Source organism: Rhodospirillales bacterium (genome assembly GCA_020638175.1).
Classification (GTDB): domain Bacteria; phylum Pseudomonadota; class Alphaproteobacteria; order Micavibrionales; family Micavibrionaceae; genus JACKJA01.
Map to the genome: position 1 here is coordinate 164,985 of JACKJA010000002.1, position 18,850 is coordinate 183,834.

An 18,850-nucleotide genomic window follows, 5' to 3' on the forward strand; every position below is an offset into this window, starting at 1 on the left:
TTTTTATTCCTTATGGTTTTTCACTGATAAAGACGCTTTCGTAAAGATCATGCGCCTCGCCATCAACTTCATCGATAATAAACTGAAAGTCTTTTTGGGCAACACCTTGCTTTGGCGCCGTCACAAAAACCTTGAAATTCCCGACCGTATCCGCAGGAACCAGCAAATCATCCAGATGGCGCATGCCAGCCCCCTTCAGAGACAATTCCGCATTTTCAAGTCCGTTTTGGGTCAAAACAAAATGACGATCATAATGGGTCTTGTTCAAGATTTTAACATTATAACCATTACGAATAGAACCGTCGGAGAGCTGGACCAGCAAGGGGTTACGGTCATGTAAAACGTGCAGTTCCGTCGTTACACGGCTGGCCAGCGCATAAATCATCACAGCACTAACAAACGCCAAAATCAGCATGTACCAGTAAGTCCGTGGCCGTGCCAGATGAGACAACATTTCATCATGCCGCCCTTCACGTTTGAGCTTCATATGACGCTCTGTATCATAGCGCACCAACCCGCGCGGCAGACCGAGCTTGTCCATCACATCATCGCAAGCATCGACACACAGGCCGCAAGCAATGCATTGGATCTGCAAACCGTCACGAATATCAATACCGGTCGGACATACCTGCACACAACGCTCGCAATCAATACAGTGACCGCGATCTTCCCAATTTTGATCTTTTGTCTTTTTCCCGCGCGGCTCCCCACGATCCGGATCATAGGTAATAATAAGGGAATCTTCATCAAACATCGCCGACTGGAACCGGGCATAGGGGCACATAAAGGTACAAACCTGTTCGCGCGCAATCCCGGCCATCAGATAAGTCGAGAACGTCAACCCGGCCATAAAACCAAGAACGGTTGTGCTGGCCTGACCATGAATAAGCTGCCCCCATAAAGTAGGCGCGTCGGTAAAATAGAAAACAAACGTTCCCGCCGTAACCAGCCCGATAAGCACCCAGACAATATGAGTAGCCGCTTTTCTCCAGAGCCTGTTAAACGACCATTTTTCCTGATCAAGCTTAATGCGGGCATTCCGGTCCCCCTGAAACAGGCGCTCCACCAGCATAAACAAATCGGTCCAAACGGTCTGAAAGCAGAAATAGCCACACCACACCCGGCCAAACAAGGCTGTCGCAAAGAACAGCGTTACCGCCGCAAGAATCAAAACGCCCGTCAGGATATAGACTTCCTGCGGCCAGATTTCGATGAAAAAGAAATAGGCCCGCCGCGCCGGCAGATCAATCAAAATAGCCTGCCCCGGCGCATTATCACCGCGATCCCAGCGCAAAAACGGGGCCAGATAGTAAATCGCCAGACAAATCGTAAGGATGCTCCATTTGAGCGTGCGAAAACGTCCCTTAACCGCCCGCGGATAGATTTTCTCACGCTTGGCGAAAAACTGGATATCTTCACTGCTTGAATCTGCCATTAATCTGACCCTTCATGATCGTCTTTTCTAAAGATATTCAGGATACATTAAATTATCCTAACATACCTAGCTACATTTACAAAAAACCGCCCCGGCAACAAATGTCACTTGGGGCGGTTTTTATCAACTACAAGAGATTCTTACTCGCCGCCACCCAGAGAGTGGACATACACAGCCAATTGCCGAATCGTATTCTCATCCAGACGATCAACCCAGGCCTGCATCACACCGCTCCGGCCGCCGTAAACGGTTTCGTGGATCGTGTCTTTATCACCGCCATACAGCCAGATCGAATCGGTCAGGTTCGGCGCACCCATTTCGCGCAGACCTTTGGCATCTTCGCCGTGACAAGCTGTGCAATTATCAGCAAACACTTCAGCGCCGGCCGGATATTTGGCATTAGCAGCTTCCATCCCCCCCTCAGACAACGCCATAACGTACGTCACAACATTTTCAATATCTTCCGGCTCCAGAATCTCGTCCTTCCCAAAAGCACTCATCATGTTGTAACGCGTTTCATCGTGCTCAGAGCGAATCCCGTACTTAATGGTTTGCTCGATATCCTCGATCGCCCCGCCCCAAAGCCAGTCATCATCGTTCAGGTTGGGAAAGCCCGGACCACCGGATCCACCGGAACCATGGCAAGTCGCGCAGTTATCCTTGAACGCAGCTTTACCACCAGCCACAGCAAAAGCATACAGCTCATCATTCGCCATGATCTGATCGTAAGACGCCTTCTGGAAATCTTCCAGATAAGCAGCCTGACGCACAGCAATAGCTTCCTGAGACTTTTCAAGTTCCTTATACTGGTTATAACCGGCAGAACCCACAGTCCCCCCACGCTCCTGACCGCCGGGAACCGGCCATGCCGGGTAGATCACCCAGTAGCCAATAGCCCAAATAGTGCACAGGATATAAACCCATACCCACCAACGCGGTGCAGGGTTGTTCAGCTCTTCAAGACTACCATTATCCCAGGAATGGCCTGTCGTTTCGACGCCGCTTGTCTCATCAATTTTCTTTTTGTCATTTGCTGTCATCTTCATTCTCCTTCAAAGGAATCTGGCTATCCGCCTTATATTGCTCCGTAGACCCGGGACGGAATACCCATATAACGACCCCCGAAAAGAAGGTCACAAAAAACAGAAGGCCGATTACCCCGGCATGCTCAGCTATCCAGTCAATCATTCTGCACTCGCGCTTTTACCGGCACGATAGTCCGTAAAATCAACCATGGTTCCTAAAACCTGCAAATAGGCGATCAGCGCATCCAGATCAGATACAATTTCTTCCTGACCGTCAAAATTACGGGCATTAACCGTCTCACCATAGCGTTCGGCCAAACCGTCCACGCCGTCCTCGTTTGCCCCGGCCTGCGCCATGGCATCGCTGTAAGCGTTTTCGATTTGTTCATCGGTATAAGGAACACCCGTCATTCTGAGTGTCTTCATGTGTTTATCCATATCCGAAAGCTTTGCTTCCCGTTTGGATAAGAACGCATAGGTCGGCATAATCGACTCCGGCACAACATCGCGCGGGTTTTTCATATGCGCGACATGCCATTCGTCGGAATATTTACCACCCAGACGAGCCAGATCCGGCCCGGTCCGCTTGGATCCCCACTGGAACGGATGGTCATACATGCTTTCCGCCGCCAGAGAGTAGTGACCGTAACGGGCAACCTCATCCCGCAAAGGACGAATCTGCTGAGAGTGACAGTTATAGCACCCTTCACGGATATAGATATTGTACCCGGCCAGCTCCAGAGGTGTGTAAGGACGCACCCCGTCAACCTTTTCGATCGTCGTCTCCATCCGGAACAGCGGTACAATCTCGACCAGACCACCGATCAGGACAACGACCAGAATACCGACCGTCAGGATAATGGAGTTTTTCTCAAAGATTTCGTGTTTTTGTGACCAGCTCATGCCAGCACCTCCTTCGCTTTACTGTCAGGAACACTATCCCCTTTGACAGTTTTAACCATATTGTAAACCATGATAAGAGCCCCTGCGAGGAACAGCAGACCACCCAGCGCCCGGATCACATAGAACGGGTGCATAGCCATAACCGTTTCCACAAAGGAATATTCCAGGAAGCCCATTTCATCGTATGAACGCCACATCAGACCTTGCATGATCCCGGACACCCACATCGCCGTGATGTAGAGAACAATCCCGATCGTTGCCAGCCACAAGTGCGTGTTCACAAGCTTCAGAGAATACATCTCTTGCTTGCCCCACAATTTCGGCACGAGGTAGTACAAAGCACCGAAACTGATAAAGGCAACCCAGCCAAGCGCACCGGAGTGTACGTGCCCAACCGTCCAGTCTGTGTAGTGGGACAAGGCATTCACCGCACGAATAGACATCAACGGTCCTTCGAACGTGCTCATCCCGTAGAACGCCACAGCGATAATCATGAACCGCAGAACCGGGTCTTCGCGCAGTTTGTTCCACGCCCCGGACAGGGTCATCATCCCGTTGATCATCCCGCCCCAGCTCGGCATCCACAAAATGATGGAGAACGTCATCCCCAGCGTCTGTGCCCAGTCAGGCAATGCCGTGTAGTGCAAATGGTGCGGACCGGCCCAGATATAGATAAAGATCAAAGACCAGAAGTGCAAAATAGACAAACGGTAAGAGTAAACCGGACGTTCTGCCCGTTTGGGAATGAAATAGTACATCATCCCCAAAAAGCCGGCCGTCAGGAAGAAGCCCACCGCATTGTGACCATACCACCACTGGATCATCGCACTTTGAACACCAGAGGCTACAGAATAACTTTTAGTGCCAAACAGATCGACCGGAATAATCACGTTATTCCCCAGATGCAGTACAGCAATCGTCACAATGAAAGACAGGTAGAACCAGTTTGCCACATAGATATGCTTTTCTTTCCGGGTCACCAAAGTCATCAAAAACACGACGAAATAAGCCACCCATACCAAGGTCAGCCACAGATCAACATACCATTCAGGCTCGGCATATTCCTTGCCTTGCGTAATCCCCATGACATAGCCGGACGCCGCAAGAACGATAAAGAGCTGATACCCCCAAAAGGTAAATTTCGCCAGTGCATCACCCCACAGCCTAACGCCGCAGGTCCGCTGGACCACATAATAACTGGTCCCTAGCAGCGCATTCCCGCCAAAAGCGAAGATAACCGCCGAGGTATGAACCGGGCGAAGACGTCCGAAATTCAAAAAGGGCTCCACATTCAGGTGCGGGAAGGCCAGCTGCAGGGCAATAAAAACCCCTGCGGCGAACCCGACAACGCCCCAAAAAACGGCGGCAATAATGAACATCCTGATGATGTCGTCATTGTAATTTTGCTTGGCTACATCCGTTGTCATAGCTTTTAACCTCTCTTCAACAAAGATTCTATAAAACCAGTCTACCCGCCAGGGCAAACAAGCCTATTCCATTCAGGGCCATCACGCCCCTTGATAGTGGTTTGAGAACGTGCGGCCATCGCCGGGAAGCTCCCTGACTAAACATCCCCACCAAAAACAGGGCCGGGATCGTTCCCAGCCCAAAAAAAACCATCGCCCCGGCCGCCGTCATCACATCACCACTGGCCGACACCGCCATCAAAGCCGCCATCACCAGACCACACGGCAGGAAGCCCAGCAGCAAACCGATCACATATCCACGCCAGCCGCGCGGATCGATAAAAAAGGGCCGCGCCAGTTGCGCCAGCCCTTGAGACAAAAACGGAAAAGAAATCCCTTTAAAAGACGTATAACGGGCAAGCGCCGGCAAAGCACTTACCACAAACATAAAACCGGCTATACACAATAAAAAAGCGGCCATAACGTCTTTATAAGGTGAATACATAAAAGCTATATTCGTCACACCTGCGGCGATCATAGCAAGACCAACATAAGTCGTGACTCGTCCCAAATGATACGGCAACAAAAGTCCGTTCGCAAGCCGTTTCATAAAAAAATCTGAATATTTCCAGTGCCTTATATGTGAACGATTCTCATTATCGGATTCGCAGCTTTCTGCGCGGGCACAAGCCTGCGCCACAACAAATGGGCCGCACATCCCGGCACAATGTGTGAAGCCGCCAACCAGACCCGCCAGAAACAGGCTTAGATACAGTCCGTCTTCCAGATTTATGGCTGCCGCACAATGCGCCAAAAACTCCACGCTTCAAGTCTCCTGTTGATTAAAAACTGTAACGCACACTCACGTAAGCATTGGAATTTTCCTCGAATTGATCGAAGAAAGTTCTTTGATCGTCACCGAAAAAGATATTTCCACCCGCTTCAACCGTCCATTCATCCGTGAGCTTATAGCTGGCTTTGGGACGCACATAGCCGTCCTCATCCGAGGGACTCCAGAATGTAAACAAGGACAACGTTAAATTCTGGTCCATCGCCATCTTGGTCAGACGCAGCGTCAAAAGGTGCCGGTTTTTATCCTTCTGGAACGCGCCAGCCGGCAAGTTGGCCCGGTAATCGTCATAATTACTCATGCGCTCAAGATAATATTGAATGCCCGCCGTCAATTCAGTGGCAATCTCTTGCTCGTACCCGGCTAGAAAACGCTCTTCCGCATTACGAACCAGGGGATTGGTCCCGTCAGGATCATCCGGGCTTTCATAATGTCCTGCTTCGACATTCATAATCCCCTTGTAAACAGGACCGCGGATGGAACCGCCAATCACCCTCAAACGGGGAAAGGTCGCCACACCGAGAGCCGTCTGGCCGTTCGGTGATTTCCAGTAACCGTCATAATAGTAAAGCGCGGCCTCAAAAGCCTCGAAATTACGGTACAGGCGCAAAGCCCACTCATCTTCGCTAAACCAGTCCACACGCCCGTCCGGCACAACCGGAGAATCGGTGCCCGAACGCCGCCCCAGATTACCGTTATAAAAAGAAATCCGACGTCCGTCGATATAGCGATCCGAGTCGAATTGCGGCGTATAAACAACATCCAGATTGGCAAAATCACTAAAGAACGATGTCTTCAGAGCATCCGACGGCGCCTTCAAATACTCGGTATCCCGCCCGATAAAAAAGGCATTCCAGTCTTTGGGAAACAAATCGTTGATAAAAATCAGGTCACCCGTCCCCCAGGTTAAAATCTGGCGCCCGGCCTTCATATCGACAAAATCGAGCGGACTAAAAGACAGCCAAGCTTCGCGCAGATCAAGCCAGCCTTCCCCCTTATCCAGATCAATAGCATGCCGGTCCAACACCGGATCATATAAAAGATCAGCCGTCACACGCCCCGCGACAGGACCAAAATATTTATCCGCCTGTAACTGCAGACGGGTTTCACCAAGGCTGACCTCTTTTTCATGCGGATCATCACCAAGGCGGTGACCGGCACGCACTTCCCAAAAACCGGACAGTTCAAACGGCAGATCATCCATCCAGCTTTCATCATCGAAATCCGAATCGGCCCCATCCGCAGCAACCTCATCCATAACCAGTCCATCTGGCAATGAAGGCCCGTCGTCCTCCAGCCCCGCCGGCAAAGACGCGGACGAATCACCCCCCAGCCCCGCCGGAAGAGACGGCCCGCCACTATCGGCAACCGGAGTAACCTGCGATCCCCCGCCCAGACCAACCGGCAAAACCGGATCTTCCGCCCAAGCCGGGGCGCTTAAACACGTACAGACCATCAATGTCAGAATTTTTGCTCTCATAAGTTTCGTTTTACTCCATATTTCCCCGGCATGCGACAGGAAATTACAGGATTTACACCGGCGACAACCCCGCATTTTGACATAACGTAAACGTTCATTTAAACTGACCAGCACAATCAATCGGGATTTACGGGATGAACCATTTAAAACTGACAGGATGGCAACGTTTGACGATTGCCTCTCTTTTTTCGGTCATAGGCGGCCCCCTTTTATCGGGGTGCAGCGACGACGGATTATCAGAAGAGCAAAAAAAAATCCGTGAAACAATATGCAACGACAGTACCCTGTCGGAAGAGCAGAAACAAACCCAGGAAAAAATGGGACTCAGCACAGAAAAATGCCGCGACAACATGACCAAGGTCTTTGTCGGCATCAATAACCAGCATCAAAGCCGGGATGAACTGGTAGAAAAAGCCGCAAAGTTAAGGCAACAACGAGAAGAACATTTGAAAGCAACGCGTTGTCAAAATCAGGCCAACGGAGTCAGACAAGGCCCGCTTCTGGACTGCCCCTGAAGCTTCAAGAGCGAAACAGATGCAAAGCTGGACGTCTCGGCATCTCATGCCCGGTTTGGTTTAGCATAGGAGCCAAAGGATATTGGGATTCTATATTCAATCGGGACAACGCCTTTTTCATCACGGCCAGCGCATCGTGAAACGTTTGATCGCTCTGAGATACCCCCTGCCCGGTATAGGTTTCATAAACAGGGCCGCCCCTGACCAGTTTTTTAGCCATACGAAATTCAACCCGAGCACCCTTGGCAAATCCTTGAAATTTAACTGCGGTCGCCGCCGGATTATCCAGCCCCATAACCCGCATCCAGATACGTTGCATCTGTCCCGGTTTTTCAATCTCGGTTTGCAATAACACACGTTCATTATGTGTAAAGGAACAATCACCGTGAGCGCCCGCCGCTTCTTTCGTCGATGGAAAGTCTATTTTAATACCCACAAAACCCTCTTTTCTTGATGATCCATTGTATTAACCATAATCTAAAAGGAGGGTGCAACAAAAAAGGCCTCTCCAAAGGAAAGGCCCTTTTATTTTTTCACGAAACCTGACGCCTAGCGCAGATATTCACGCGGCGGTGTCCGCAGATAACGCTCGGTGAAGATATCCTCCGGCAAACCGGTATCGTACTTCACATTCTCGTACGTCAGAATCGTTTCACCGCCGGAGCGCAAATCCTTCATCCGGCTAGCCGTCACGGTTTTATGCCCGGCAATTTCATCGACTTTCTCGGCCATACCTTCACGGTATTTCACGCCGTTCTTGTCATAGAACTCAACCTTGATCGGGATAAAGCTCGCCTTGTGTACCCAGCTTTTATATGAGCTAAACTCGACCGTTTCCGGCACCTTCGGCTTGCTTTCGATCACATAGAACGTGTCGTTTTCTTCGACCAGCGTATGGTTGTCTTCATCCGGATTCCGGCCTGACACATCCTCGTAGTAGAAATGCGATCCGACAAAGCTGGTCCGCTCATCGCTGGCGGCGATCCGCTTGACCAGATCCAGGGCCGGCAAATACAGCCACCGGTCATCATCCTTGCCCGGATGTTTCCAGACCATAAAAGCCGTCTTGTTCACATCAGCCGGGCGGGAGAAATAAACATAGAACTTTTGCTCCCCGTCACCTTCGCCAACATCCTTACGCAGGATTGTAAACTGGCGCGTACGCTCCCGGCCCTGATCGTCCTTGATGACCATATTGACCTTGGCGCGGCCATCTTCGCCCTGATAGTAAGCCGCATGGTTGGCCTTGGCCACCACCTCTTTCACATCAGCTGCCTGTGCGCCCACCGCCATCGGCATAGCCAGCGCCGCCACCACTAAAGCTCTCAATACCTGTCTCATATCAATCCTTTCTCTATATATTAGATATTTCTAATAAATATATACGTTCCCCGTATAAAACTAGATCACTTTGTCTTCTTCTCCTTGAACAACCATTTATCCAGTAGCGTCATCAAAGCCGGCAAAATGACCAGAGACGCCGCACCGGCAAACAGCAGGATAGCCGAAATAAAGAACCCGACCGTCTTGTAAGGCACCAGCGGCGCCGCCAGCAGCGGCAGGAATCCGACGCCGATAATAATCACGTTCCGCGCAATCGCCCGGCCCGGCTCACCAAACAGCGGCCCAACAGTGTCCTTCCAGCTACCGTATTTTTTCTGCATCTCGCGGCCCCGCGCCAAGAAGTGAATGGCGTAATCGACCGCCAGCCCCAGCGACAACGAAGACAGAACAGCCACCGGCATATCGTAATCCTTGCCGATCAGACCAATCAGACCGTAAATAAAGGCAATCGTAACCGTCAGCGGGATCATCGACAAGACGCCCCACAGCACCGAACGGAACAGGAAGATCATCATGCCCAGAACAATAACAAACGACCCGGCAAAAGCCTCAGCCATACCGGAGACCATTTTATCCTGCCAGACCGTATTGATGTAAGTCAGGCCAAACCATTGATGGTCGATGCCGATCGGCGCTTCGTTCTCAGCAAAGAATTTCTCAACAGACGCCACAACTTTGTTCATGTCCTTGTTGTCACCGCTTTTGAGCTGAATCCACAGCGACACACGGCTGTAATCCGGCGTCACGAAATGCCACAAATCATCCGGTCGGTGTGAGTTCTGATAGGTAATCAGGGTTTGCGCCACGCCCCCGACAGAATCGGGTATGCGATACGCTTCCGGTTCACCCAGAAACAGCTCCCGATGCACGGTTTTAATAATATCCGGCAACGCATTCGATTTCCCGACCAGCCCGGTCGTCAACAGATAAGCCTGCAGTTTCTCGATATAATGCAACACTTCGGGGTCTTTAAAGACCTCACCACCCGCCGCTTGCTCGTCCAGCCACAAGGCAATCGTATCCCACTGATCGTAAAGCGCATCGTCCTCGGCAACATCAAGCTGTTCTTCCGCATAATTCTGAAGCGCCTGCAAAAGTTCTTTGCGGGTTTTTACTTCCGGTGCCAAACGATCAATCTGCTTGGATGTATCAACGGCGGCATAAGTACCCAGATCAATCAAAGCGCGTTTCAGTTCCGGCACAGCGGCATCGACGCCCTGCGCTTCCGCAGAAGACGCCAGTGTCAAATACCCCATATAAGTCCCGGCAAAGCGGTCATTAAGCTCCCTGTCCGCGACCCGGATTTTATGAGAGGGTGAAAACCATTTAACCGGGTTATCGTTAATCTGGATTTTGGTAATCCCGTACACCGCCACAGCCGACAAAGCCACAACCCCCAGCAACACCAGTTTTGCATGGTTATAGGTAAATGGTCCCAGTTTTTTCAGGAAACAGGCCAGAGGCGTGCAGTGCTCTTTCTCTTCTGATTTCTTGGTTTTCTTGCCACTTTTTTCTTCGCGTTTGAGCCCAAAGCCATCCATCGACTTGTCACTCATCAACATGATATAGGCGGGAATAAGCGTAATCGTGAACAGATACGCCAGCAAAACACCCAGCGCGATAAAGATACCAAACGTCTCCACCGGCGGAATCGGCGTGAACGCCAACGAAGCAAAACCGGCCGTCGTCGTCAGGGATGTGAACAACATCGGCTTGGACAGATCTTCCATCACATGATCGAGCGTCTTGCGCCGGTCTTTAATCTGCGGATAGCGGTCAAAGAAATCAGAGAGAATATGCACCGCGTCCAGCACGGCAATCGGCATGATAAACACCGGGATCATCGAAGACATAATATGCACCGTATGCCCGGTCGCGATCAACGCACCCATCGTGCAAATCACCGACACCAGCGCCACAATCATCGGCGAAATGATGAATTTGATATTCTTGAAGAAATACCACATCAAAAGGAAAATCAGCAGCATCGCCAGAGGCGCGGACATGGCCATCTGTTTGAACATCTCGACACCGAACGTATCCTGGGCCACCGGCATGCCGGTAATGTGATATTCTTCCTGCGTCGCGCCAAAAGACGCTATTTTATCTTCAAGCTGCTTGGCGACTTTATAGCTGATATTTTTAGAGGTAATCGGCACATACAAGGCAATCGCCTTGCGATCTTCGGAAATCAGTGTACCGTCAAGAAACGGTAGATTCTGGGCCTTTTCAGCAACAGCCAGAGCTTCTTCGTCGGTCTGGGGCGGCTGGGCCATCAACCATTCAAACCGTACCGTGCCAAGCCCCGCCTGCTCGATATTATCGACAGTCGACGGCGCCAGAAGATCAACCTCCAGAACGCCGGCCATCTTACCTGTTTCCGGATCTTCCCAGCGAATCTGTTTGGCTGTCTCCGTTAATTCATAGACATTTTTCAGCGTCTCGGCATTAAATGCGCCGTTTTTATGGACCTTGTTCACCACCCCGACCACGATAATATCGTTCAGGGCAAATTCCTTTTTCATGGCGTTATGAAACACCCGCACCGGTTCATCCGCAGACAGCATGTTTTCCGGGTCAGTATCAATATGAAGCGGTTGCAACAATGGCACCTTACCCGGCGCCAATGTCGGTATCGCCACCAGCAAAATCATCACGAGACTTAAAAGCCCCGCCACCCACATAAACCGTTTTGGCTTGTCCGCCGCGATGCTAGATAGTACCTGCATAATCCCGTTCAACCTCTTATTACATTAGAAAGAATTGATATTCTACACTCAAACAAATCTCTTTTCACCCGCTTTTTACTGCCCCGGAACCGTATAGGGCTTGGCGACAGGATATAAAGCCTCGCCAGCCGGATCATATCGTTTAAGAATCGGTTCAATCGAATTGGTATTTTGGAGCGCAGAAATCGCCCCGTTTAGCATATTAAGAAGCTTAACTTCCCCCTTCAAAACGGATATTCCAATAGGGTATGTCGCCACAGGGGCGTCCAAATCAAGTCTCTTTAATCCCGGAATATTGGTTCTATTAAACACCTCGACAATACCCGGATCAATAATCGCGGCATCGGCTTTCCGGGTCGTCACATTCATCATGATCTGCGCCCCGTCGGAATTCGCAGGAAGTGTCACAATTTTAGCGTCTGGAAAGCTGTGCTCCACCATTGTCACACTGATGTCACCATCAATACCAACAAAACTGACATCGGCTTTGTTCAGGTCAGCATTGCTTTGAAAACGGTCATCATCGGCCCGTACATACACAAAAACAGGGGCATAAAACTCAGGCGTCGAATAATCGAGATATTTGATACTGGAAAAAACATAGTAAGAATCGACACAAAACGCATCATAAATCCCTTTTTCCAATTCAGTAACCTGATACCCCAACGCCGACATTTGTACAAATTCAACATCAATATCGAGAATATCGCCAACGGCCTTCGATATTTCAGCCATCATACCACCGACATTACCCGTATTAAGGTCGACCTCAAAAAATGGCGGCCATGGATAATACCCGCAGCGAAGCGTTCCCGTGCGCATGACGCGCTCGTAAACGCTCTCTTTCTCGTTGTCCGCAGCATGAACGGTGACCGGCAATGCGTAACACAGCGCCAGAAAAACCAGAAAACACCTAACGAATTTCATTGCTGCCCCTCCCGCCTGTTTGCGTGTCTATTTAAACGCGCAGCCCGGCTCTTTCCCCAGCTTCTTCAGGATCATCGCCAACGGGCAAAACCCGGTAAAGGCGGCCTGAAACATGTTCAGGCCGACAAAAGCGGTAAACAAGAACCAGGCTTCATGCACGAAATAGCCCAGCGCCAGAGATGCCAGAATAAAAACACCGGCAATCGCAAAAATCATACGGTCTATATTCATGGATATGTTCCTCCGTAGTTTACATTAATTAGAATCGCCATGCCCTTCGGTCTGACGCTTCTTAATCCCCATAAAGCCGAGAGCAAACGTCTCATAAAACGGCGAAATATTTCCTTTACGTACCTTGCGCAGGAAATACCATTCAAAGCCAAGCTTCATGAAATGAACCCATTTACCCAAACGCATCCACGCCACATTACGTGGCGGGTTTTGCGGCAAGGCAACAAAAGCCGCACCGGTATTGCCCATATCCGCGAGACAAATCGCATTCCATGTAGCCCGGTGAGAAGGAGCCTTTCCCTTGCAATCGTCGGCAATATTGTGAGCAACCGCCTTAACCATCGATTCAATCATATAACCGGTCTTCGGCACACCTACCGGCACGGGCGTTGCCTCAAGAGGCGGAATGGCAATACAAACACCAACACCATAAACATTCGGGTATTTGGGGTTACGTTGGTATTCATCCACCACAACAAAGCCACGCGGATTAACCAGTCCCTCGACTTCACGCAAAGCGCCAATACCGCGGAAAGCCGGAATCATGACCGAATATTTGAATGGAAGCTCATGCTTCTTTTTCTCTTCGCCTTTTTCATCACATTCAACAACGTGCATCACGCCATTTTCAACTTTGGCTACTTTCGCGTTACAAATCCATTTGATATCCCGCATCCGCAACTCATGCTCCAGCATACCTTTGGAATCGCCCACACCGCCAAGCCCCATGTGACCAACATAAGGTTCCGATGTCACAAATGTCATCGGCACTTTGTTCCGAATTTTACGCTTCCGCAAATCACGGTCCATAATAAAGCTGTGCTCATAAGCCGGACCGAAGCAAGACGCCCCCTGTACTGCGCCCACGACGATCGGCCCCGGCTCAGCACATAGTTTTTCCCAATTTTCAGAGGCAGCCTTCGCATGGTCAACATGACAGATCGACTCGGTGTATCCGCCATGCGGTCCCAGACCTTCGATCTCATCAAAAGCCAACTCTGGTCCCGTAGAAATCACCAGATAATCATACGTCACTTCCTGACCATCAATGAGTTCGATCGTATTCTTTTCAGGATGAACTTTCTTTGCCGCCACAGGAATAAAATCGATTTTTTTACGCTTCAGGTATTTTTCAAGCGGCACAATAATTTTTTCCGGCTTGCGCCATTTCACCGCAACCCACGGATTGGATGGCACAAAGTGGAAAGTTGGAGAATCGGAAATAACAGTAATTTTCACATCTTTCGACTTCGCTTCACAGCGCATGTCATACGCCATGGACACCCCACCAATACCACCGCCCAAAACGACAACATGTTTCATTTTTTTCTCCTGTGTTCTAAAGGTCATAAAAATAATGCAGCAAATATAATGCGCCTTTCCACTGTGTTTTCAAAGCGATTTATCAGTTCGCGACCTGACTCAGTGTCTGTTGCATTTGCTTTAAAGTTCCCAAAATTGAAGCATATTTGTTTTTCTGTAACTCTTCCGGTAAAGCCGCAAAACGCTTGGCATTTTTGATTTCTTCCTTGTCCTGCACTTCCATGTCAATCCCGTAGCGGAATAGCTCTTCCGGCGTAACCGTCACAAGCTGCGGCGCCATATTGAGATCAAGCGCCGGATCAGCCTGAATGACATAGGCACCGGGCCGGATCAGCTCGAACGTATAAAACCCGTCAAAAGACGTAACACTCTGGCCAACGACCACGCCCTCTTTATTAACCATCTGCATGCGCAGTCCGGGGACCGGATTGCCATCCTCAAAAAAGACGGTACCGTCAACCGTCCCCCCTTCGACTACGGGAACATCTATATGTTGCGCGACACCGGGCCGCAGCAAAAGACGATAACCGTCCTCACTGGAAACAAGAAACGGGTTATCAACGGAATTACGGTCGAACGTCATACCGACATAATCGCCATTCTCAGAACTGACCTGACTGAGGAAACCGGATTCATCCGCCCGCTCTGTCCGTTTGCCGGCCAGCATCATCCGGGCATCCTCCAGCGGCTCATCCTCGCCTGTGTAAACCCCGTCAAGGTCTTTGTCCCAGAACACACGCCCACGCACGGCATTTTGCCCTTGCATGCTGCGGCTGCTGGCGGTATAGCCGCCGTTTTTACCAAACGGCCCCAATGACGTCGACGCCCGCAAAGCCAGATTATATCCCGAATCTTCGCGCCAGTTCATTTGCAGCCCGCTCATAAACGAACCGAAATCATAATCGATGTGGCCGCCACCCCACATCTGGCCATCTTGCAGATCCCGTCCCAGATTAACCCCCGTGGTCAATTTCCGGGAATGACGATAAAGCAAATCAGCCATAAAATCGTCGAAAGCAAAGTCCGGGCGCACATCATAATTTAGCGCCGTCCGCAAATTCCATTGGCGCCCCAATCGCACAGAGCCATCCAGCCGGCCCTGTACTGTCTCCAGCTGCCGATCACGCCAGTTCATTTGCAAACTGTTTCCCGTCCGCCATGTCCGGCGCGCCAGATTCTGCGCCGCCTGCAACTGGGTTGCCTCCGTATTGTTTTTTCGGATTTCATGCGAACCGGAAAAGCTCAGCCCCACCATCCCGGCAGCTGTCGGAAACCGTTTGGTTGCCCGGACTCTGGTATCAAGAGTGCGGGCCGATTCCTCATAACCGGCGCGATCACTTTCAAAGTCCTTAAACATGGCCGTCCGTAAATTCAGATTCCAGCCCTTCATACTTGTTGCCAGACGCGTATCCAACGCCTGTCCGCCATCAAGCTGTTTATAGACCTCCGCCTTCCCGATGACGCGCCCAACCGAAGCATTAACCCCGGCCGTCACATATTTCTTTTCACCCTTCCGGGTCATGGAGTTCGAAACCGTTCCAAATACAGTAGCATTCCGCGACAAGCCATGTGTCACCGCCCCGCTATAAGCGATGCCTTTATCTTGGTTCTGCCGCCCGTTATTATCATCAAAGGCAATCGTAGAGTTCGACGTATCGACGATACTGGCTTCATAAAAAGTTTCCCCCGGACGAGCAAGGCTGGAGCCAATTTTGTACTCTTCGGTCCGTTCTTCAATTTGTCCCTGAGGCCCGTAGAGAACCGTCCGGATATTATTTTGTCCGGCCAGAAGTTCGACATTATCAAAACGATAATCGCCGCGCTCACCGACCACACCAAAATCCAGAAGCTCATTGTTACGATACAACTCGACCTCCCATCCGGGGGCAGCTGTCCCTTCGACCGTAATTTCATCAAAAGTCTGTTGCCGTTTAACCGGCCGGGTGGAAACGCTAACCCCGCGCCCGGCATTCGATCCGCGGACCCATTCCGGTGTCCGGGCACTAACGTCCCCCAAACTTAAATTCCGCACTCCTAAAGGCATTGTGTCATTGCCAAACGCCTGTTTCGTCAAAGTCATGCGCACCTTGTCAGGTGCCTGCCAGTCTCCGTCATCGGCATGAATATTAACGCCATAATCCGCGGAAAACCCCAGCAAGTCGTTTTTGCCGGAGGCATGAATATTATTGTTCCATGATTCTTCTTCGCTATCCCATACAAAGCTGCCGTCCAGGTCAATAATCGGTTCACTGAACATCCTGTAGGGATTCTCAATATTGCGATATCCGGCAAAGCTCTCCTCCCCCTGCTGCATAGAGAGAAATTTTTCCCTCTTGGCTTCCCGTTCTTTTTTCATTTCATAAGGAAGTTTTTCCGATGTCTGCACATCCAGTTTCAAGGCTGCAAAATCAAGATGAAGATCAAGCGGCAATATCTCGTTCAGCGTTTCCAGGCGCACATAGATATCACCGAAGCCCGCACCATAATCGCGCATGAATATATCGTTTTTAGTCAAAGGAACAGTCTGGCCACGAACCGTATAAGTTAAATTTTTTGCATCTACTTCATATGTGTTATCGGTTGAAAGATACCATCCGCGAATAAAACCCCGGTTTAGGTTCAATTCCACGTCAAACCCAACCAGACGCGCCAGATCCCCCAGCGGTATGTAATAGTCCGTCATCCCCCCCTGAAAACCGAGGATAGTCCGGGCAAGCAAATCATCGTTCCGGCGCACCTCGAGAACCAGTTCATCATAGGGCGGCTCACTGTAGGCCGAAGCAGGAGCAGATACCGGCACGGATTGTTGTTGCGCCCAGGCAGGCGATACCGTCAGCACAAACGCCATAACCGCCATCGCAATGATGGCGATACTTTGTATCGTATCTCCCCGAACAATTTTACACATGCGCCACAAAAATAAAAAATCATGCAGATAAAAAAATAACTTACAGAAGTTATACCATGGTTTTATCCACAGCCCAACGGAAATGGCTGAAAGAATTTTCAGCGCAGCAAAAAGTGCGAAGAGCACACACCCGGATTAGAAAATAAACGGTTGGTTTTTTAGCGCAGAGGTAATTCCGCCACGGCCATAGGCTGGCCGTTAAAATCGGGATCACGATTATGGGGCATGAACGACAAGGTTATTTTGCTGCACCCGCCGGACGGCAATTCAACCGGCTTCAAAAAAGACCGGTAACCGATTTCCGTGTAAACTTTTACGTCGATCCCCGCCAGTTTTTTTTGCGTCTCCATACCGGCATCACACATAATATCAACAGTCCCTATGGCTGAACGCGTTCCCGAACGCTGAAGATTAAAGGCAACAGCATTCTTGCTGTCTTTAACCGCCAGCCGCACATCCGAAAACTGGACATTCAACGTCGTATCGCCATGCAGGAAAAAAACAGGGAGGCGGTAACCGGCCATCATTTCAAGCTGGGCCGTTTGCCCTTGCGAAGATTTTTGTGTCAACGTCATGTTCTTTTCAAATGAATCAGGAATGTCTTCCGGATTGAGATAAATATACGACCGGTATTCACCGGCAGGCATATCCTGTTTCCGCCGCAGCATAAAACGAATATTTTGCAACTGGTCTGCCTGAACAATCATCCGGCGCGGCGATAGATACAAATACGGTTCCGCCGGCATAACGTTCTGTATAAATTGTCCTTCCACAGCCGCATGCCGATCGCCATCGGGCGTCATGTAAACCTGCGTCCATTCCGCCTTATAGGCCAGCGGTTTTTTCGATGTGTTTTTGACACTTAAAACGGCTGAATTTGAGCGCTCTCCGATAAACACATACGAATCGAGCAACAACAAAGCATGGGCCTTTTGCGCCACCCCAAAAGACAGAAGAAACAAAAACAAAACCGTAAAAAAGGAAAAACGGGTTTGTATCTTTCGTACTGTATTCATATGCATCAAAATCACTTTCTTTGTTTAAATTTTATTCCAGAAAGATAACGTAAAAAACTAGTTTGTAAACGTAACGGTAATACTCATCTTACCAAGGTAACTACCAGTTGCCTGATTACCAGTAACACGCAGGCGCCCACCAATACCAAAGGAAAAGGGCGTCGTCGTCAATGAAGCAGATGTATAAGTTTTCTGGGTACCGCCCAAAGGCGTACCAATATTAAATACAGACATCCGCATGGTATCTGGAGGACCGGTCATCACCATTTTTTTTGCCGACATTTCAATTTTCAGAGTGCCTGTCGTCACAAAAGAAGATACTTTGCAGATCGCCTGTTTTGGTACATCAATAAAGCTAAAACAGCCACTGATCGTATTCAAAACCCCGGAGGGTGAAATCGCCAACTTTCCACCATTGCCGCAATCAAATAGCCGGCCAAACTGGAGATTCTGTGAACACTGCGCTGACATAGCCTGAACCGGCAAAGCCCACGGCATACACATCGCAGCAGCCAGCGTTAAAGGCACCATAACCTGCGCACCGGAATGCTTTGGCTCCCTGCACTTGGACGATGTTATGGTATTTTGTTTTCTTGCCATCTTTATAAGGTCTTTTCCTGTCACCGGGTTACCCCCTTTTACACCACATCGGCAAGCCCGTTGGCAAGCAAGATTATCGGGATCGGCTCCTGATTACACTTGCCTAAACACATTCATTCTATAAACTACGGGCATATTACAACAACAATGACTAAACC

The 18,850-nt window shown here is 50.0% G+C and carries 17 protein-coding genes; 1 reads left to right on the forward strand and 16 read right to left on the reverse strand.

Annotated features, from left to right (window positions below; translation table 11 throughout):
* Nucleotides 1-10: 10 nt before the first annotated feature.
* The 7 genes from ccoG to H6868_00865 form a co-directional block, all read right to left on the reverse strand.
* On the reverse strand, nucleotides 11-1,435 hold the full coding sequence (gene ccoG / locus H6868_00835) for a cytochrome c oxidase accessory protein CcoG (protein ID MCB9987858.1): 1,425 nt from the start codon (nucleotides 1,433-1,435) through the stop codon (nucleotides 11-13).
* A gap of 140 nt (nucleotides 1,436-1,575) precedes the next feature.
* Entirely contained in the window at nucleotides 1,576-2,475 is a 900-nt protein-coding gene (ccoP, locus tag H6868_00840) for a cytochrome-c oxidase, cbb3-type subunit III (protein ID MCB9987859.1), read from the reverse strand.
* Nucleotides 2,462-2,623, reverse strand: coding sequence for a cbb3-type cytochrome c oxidase subunit 3 (locus H6868_00845; protein MCB9987860.1), 162 nt, complete (start codon nucleotides 2,621-2,623; stop codon nucleotides 2,462-2,464). The genes ccoP and H6868_00845 overlap by 14 nt, the downstream gene beginning before the upstream one ends.
* Nucleotides 2,620-3,363 (reverse strand): cytochrome-c oxidase, cbb3-type subunit II, encoded by a 744-nt coding sequence (ccoO, locus tag H6868_00850; protein ID MCB9987861.1) that lies wholly within the window; start codon nucleotides 3,361-3,363, stop codon nucleotides 2,620-2,622. Before ccoO ends, H6868_00845 begins: the two co-directional genes overlap by 4 nt.
* Entirely contained in the window at nucleotides 3,360-4,790 is a 1,431-nt protein-coding gene (gene ccoN / locus H6868_00855; protein MCB9987862.1) for a cytochrome-c oxidase, cbb3-type subunit I, read from the reverse strand. The genes ccoO and ccoN overlap by 4 nt, the downstream gene beginning before the upstream one ends.
* Nucleotides 4,791-4,818: 28 nt before the next feature.
* Nucleotides 4,819-5,592: a sulfite exporter TauE/SafE family protein gene (locus H6868_00860; protein MCB9987863.1), complete on the reverse strand. Its 774-nt coding sequence runs from the start codon at nucleotides 5,590-5,592 to the stop codon at nucleotides 4,819-4,821.
* A 19-nt stretch (nucleotides 5,593-5,611) separates the two neighbouring features.
* Nucleotides 5,612-6,823 (reverse strand): hypothetical protein, encoded by a 1,212-nt coding sequence (locus tag H6868_00865; protein MCB9987864.1) that lies wholly within the window; start codon nucleotides 6,821-6,823, stop codon nucleotides 5,612-5,614.
* 410 nt (nucleotides 6,824-7,233) lie between these two features.
* On the opposite strand from H6868_00865, the gene H6868_00870 reads away from it, so the two are divergent.
* Nucleotides 7,234-7,614 (forward strand): hypothetical protein, encoded by a 381-nt coding sequence (locus H6868_00870; protein MCB9987865.1) that lies wholly within the window; start codon nucleotides 7,234-7,236, stop codon nucleotides 7,612-7,614.
* A gap of 4 nt (nucleotides 7,615-7,618) precedes the next feature.
* Here the strand turns inward: H6868_00870 and H6868_00875 are convergent, their stop codons facing one another.
* The 9 genes from H6868_00875 to H6868_00915 all read right to left on the reverse strand — a co-directional run bounded on the left by H6868_00875 (nucleotide 7,619) and on the right by H6868_00915 (nucleotide 18,716).
* Nucleotides 7,619-8,050, reverse strand: coding sequence for a hypothetical protein (locus tag H6868_00875; GenBank protein MCB9987866.1), 432 nt, complete (start codon nucleotides 8,048-8,050; stop codon nucleotides 7,619-7,621).
* Between the two features lie 113 nt (nucleotides 8,051-8,163).
* Nucleotides 8,164-8,955 (reverse strand): outer membrane lipoprotein-sorting protein, encoded by a 792-nt coding sequence (locus H6868_00880; protein MCB9987867.1) that lies wholly within the window; start codon nucleotides 8,953-8,955, stop codon nucleotides 8,164-8,166.
* 65 nt (nucleotides 8,956-9,020) lie between these two features.
* A complete protein-coding gene (locus H6868_00885) occupies nucleotides 9,021-11,687 on the reverse strand; it encodes an MMPL family transporter (protein MCB9987868.1) in 2,667 nt (888 codons plus the stop codon).
* Nucleotides 11,688-11,762: 75 nt separating this feature from the next.
* Nucleotides 11,763-12,614, reverse strand: a complete 852-nt coding sequence (locus H6868_00890) for a transporter substrate-binding domain-containing protein (protein ID MCB9987869.1) — start codon at nucleotides 12,612-12,614, stop codon at nucleotides 11,763-11,765.
* 27 nt (nucleotides 12,615-12,641) lie between these two features.
* Nucleotides 12,642-12,845 carry a DUF2892 domain-containing protein gene (locus H6868_00895; GenBank protein MCB9987870.1) on the reverse strand — a complete coding sequence of 68 codons (204 nt, stop codon included), beginning with the start codon at nucleotides 12,843-12,845 and terminating at the stop codon, nucleotides 12,642-12,644.
* 24 nt (nucleotides 12,846-12,869) lie between these two features.
* A complete protein-coding gene (locus tag H6868_00900) occupies nucleotides 12,870-14,168 on the reverse strand; it encodes an FAD-dependent oxidoreductase (protein ID MCB9987871.1) in 1,299 nt (432 codons plus the stop codon).
* Between the two features lie 82 nt (nucleotides 14,169-14,250).
* Nucleotides 14,251-17,076 (reverse strand): carboxypeptidase regulatory-like domain-containing protein, encoded by a 2,826-nt coding sequence (locus H6868_00905; GenBank protein ID MCB9987872.1) that lies wholly within the window; start codon nucleotides 17,074-17,076, stop codon nucleotides 14,251-14,253.
* A 158-nt stretch (nucleotides 17,077-17,234) separates the two neighbouring features.
* Nucleotides 17,235-18,098: a hypothetical protein gene (locus H6868_00910; protein MCB9987873.1), complete on the reverse strand. Its 864-nt coding sequence runs from the start codon at nucleotides 18,096-18,098 to the stop codon at nucleotides 17,235-17,237.
* Between the two features lie 51 nt (nucleotides 18,099-18,149).
* Nucleotides 18,150-18,716: a DUF4402 domain-containing protein gene (locus tag H6868_00915; GenBank protein ID MCB9987874.1), complete on the reverse strand. Its 567-nt coding sequence runs from the start codon at nucleotides 18,714-18,716 to the stop codon at nucleotides 18,150-18,152.
* Between the last annotated feature and the right edge of the window lie 134 nt (nucleotides 18,717-18,850).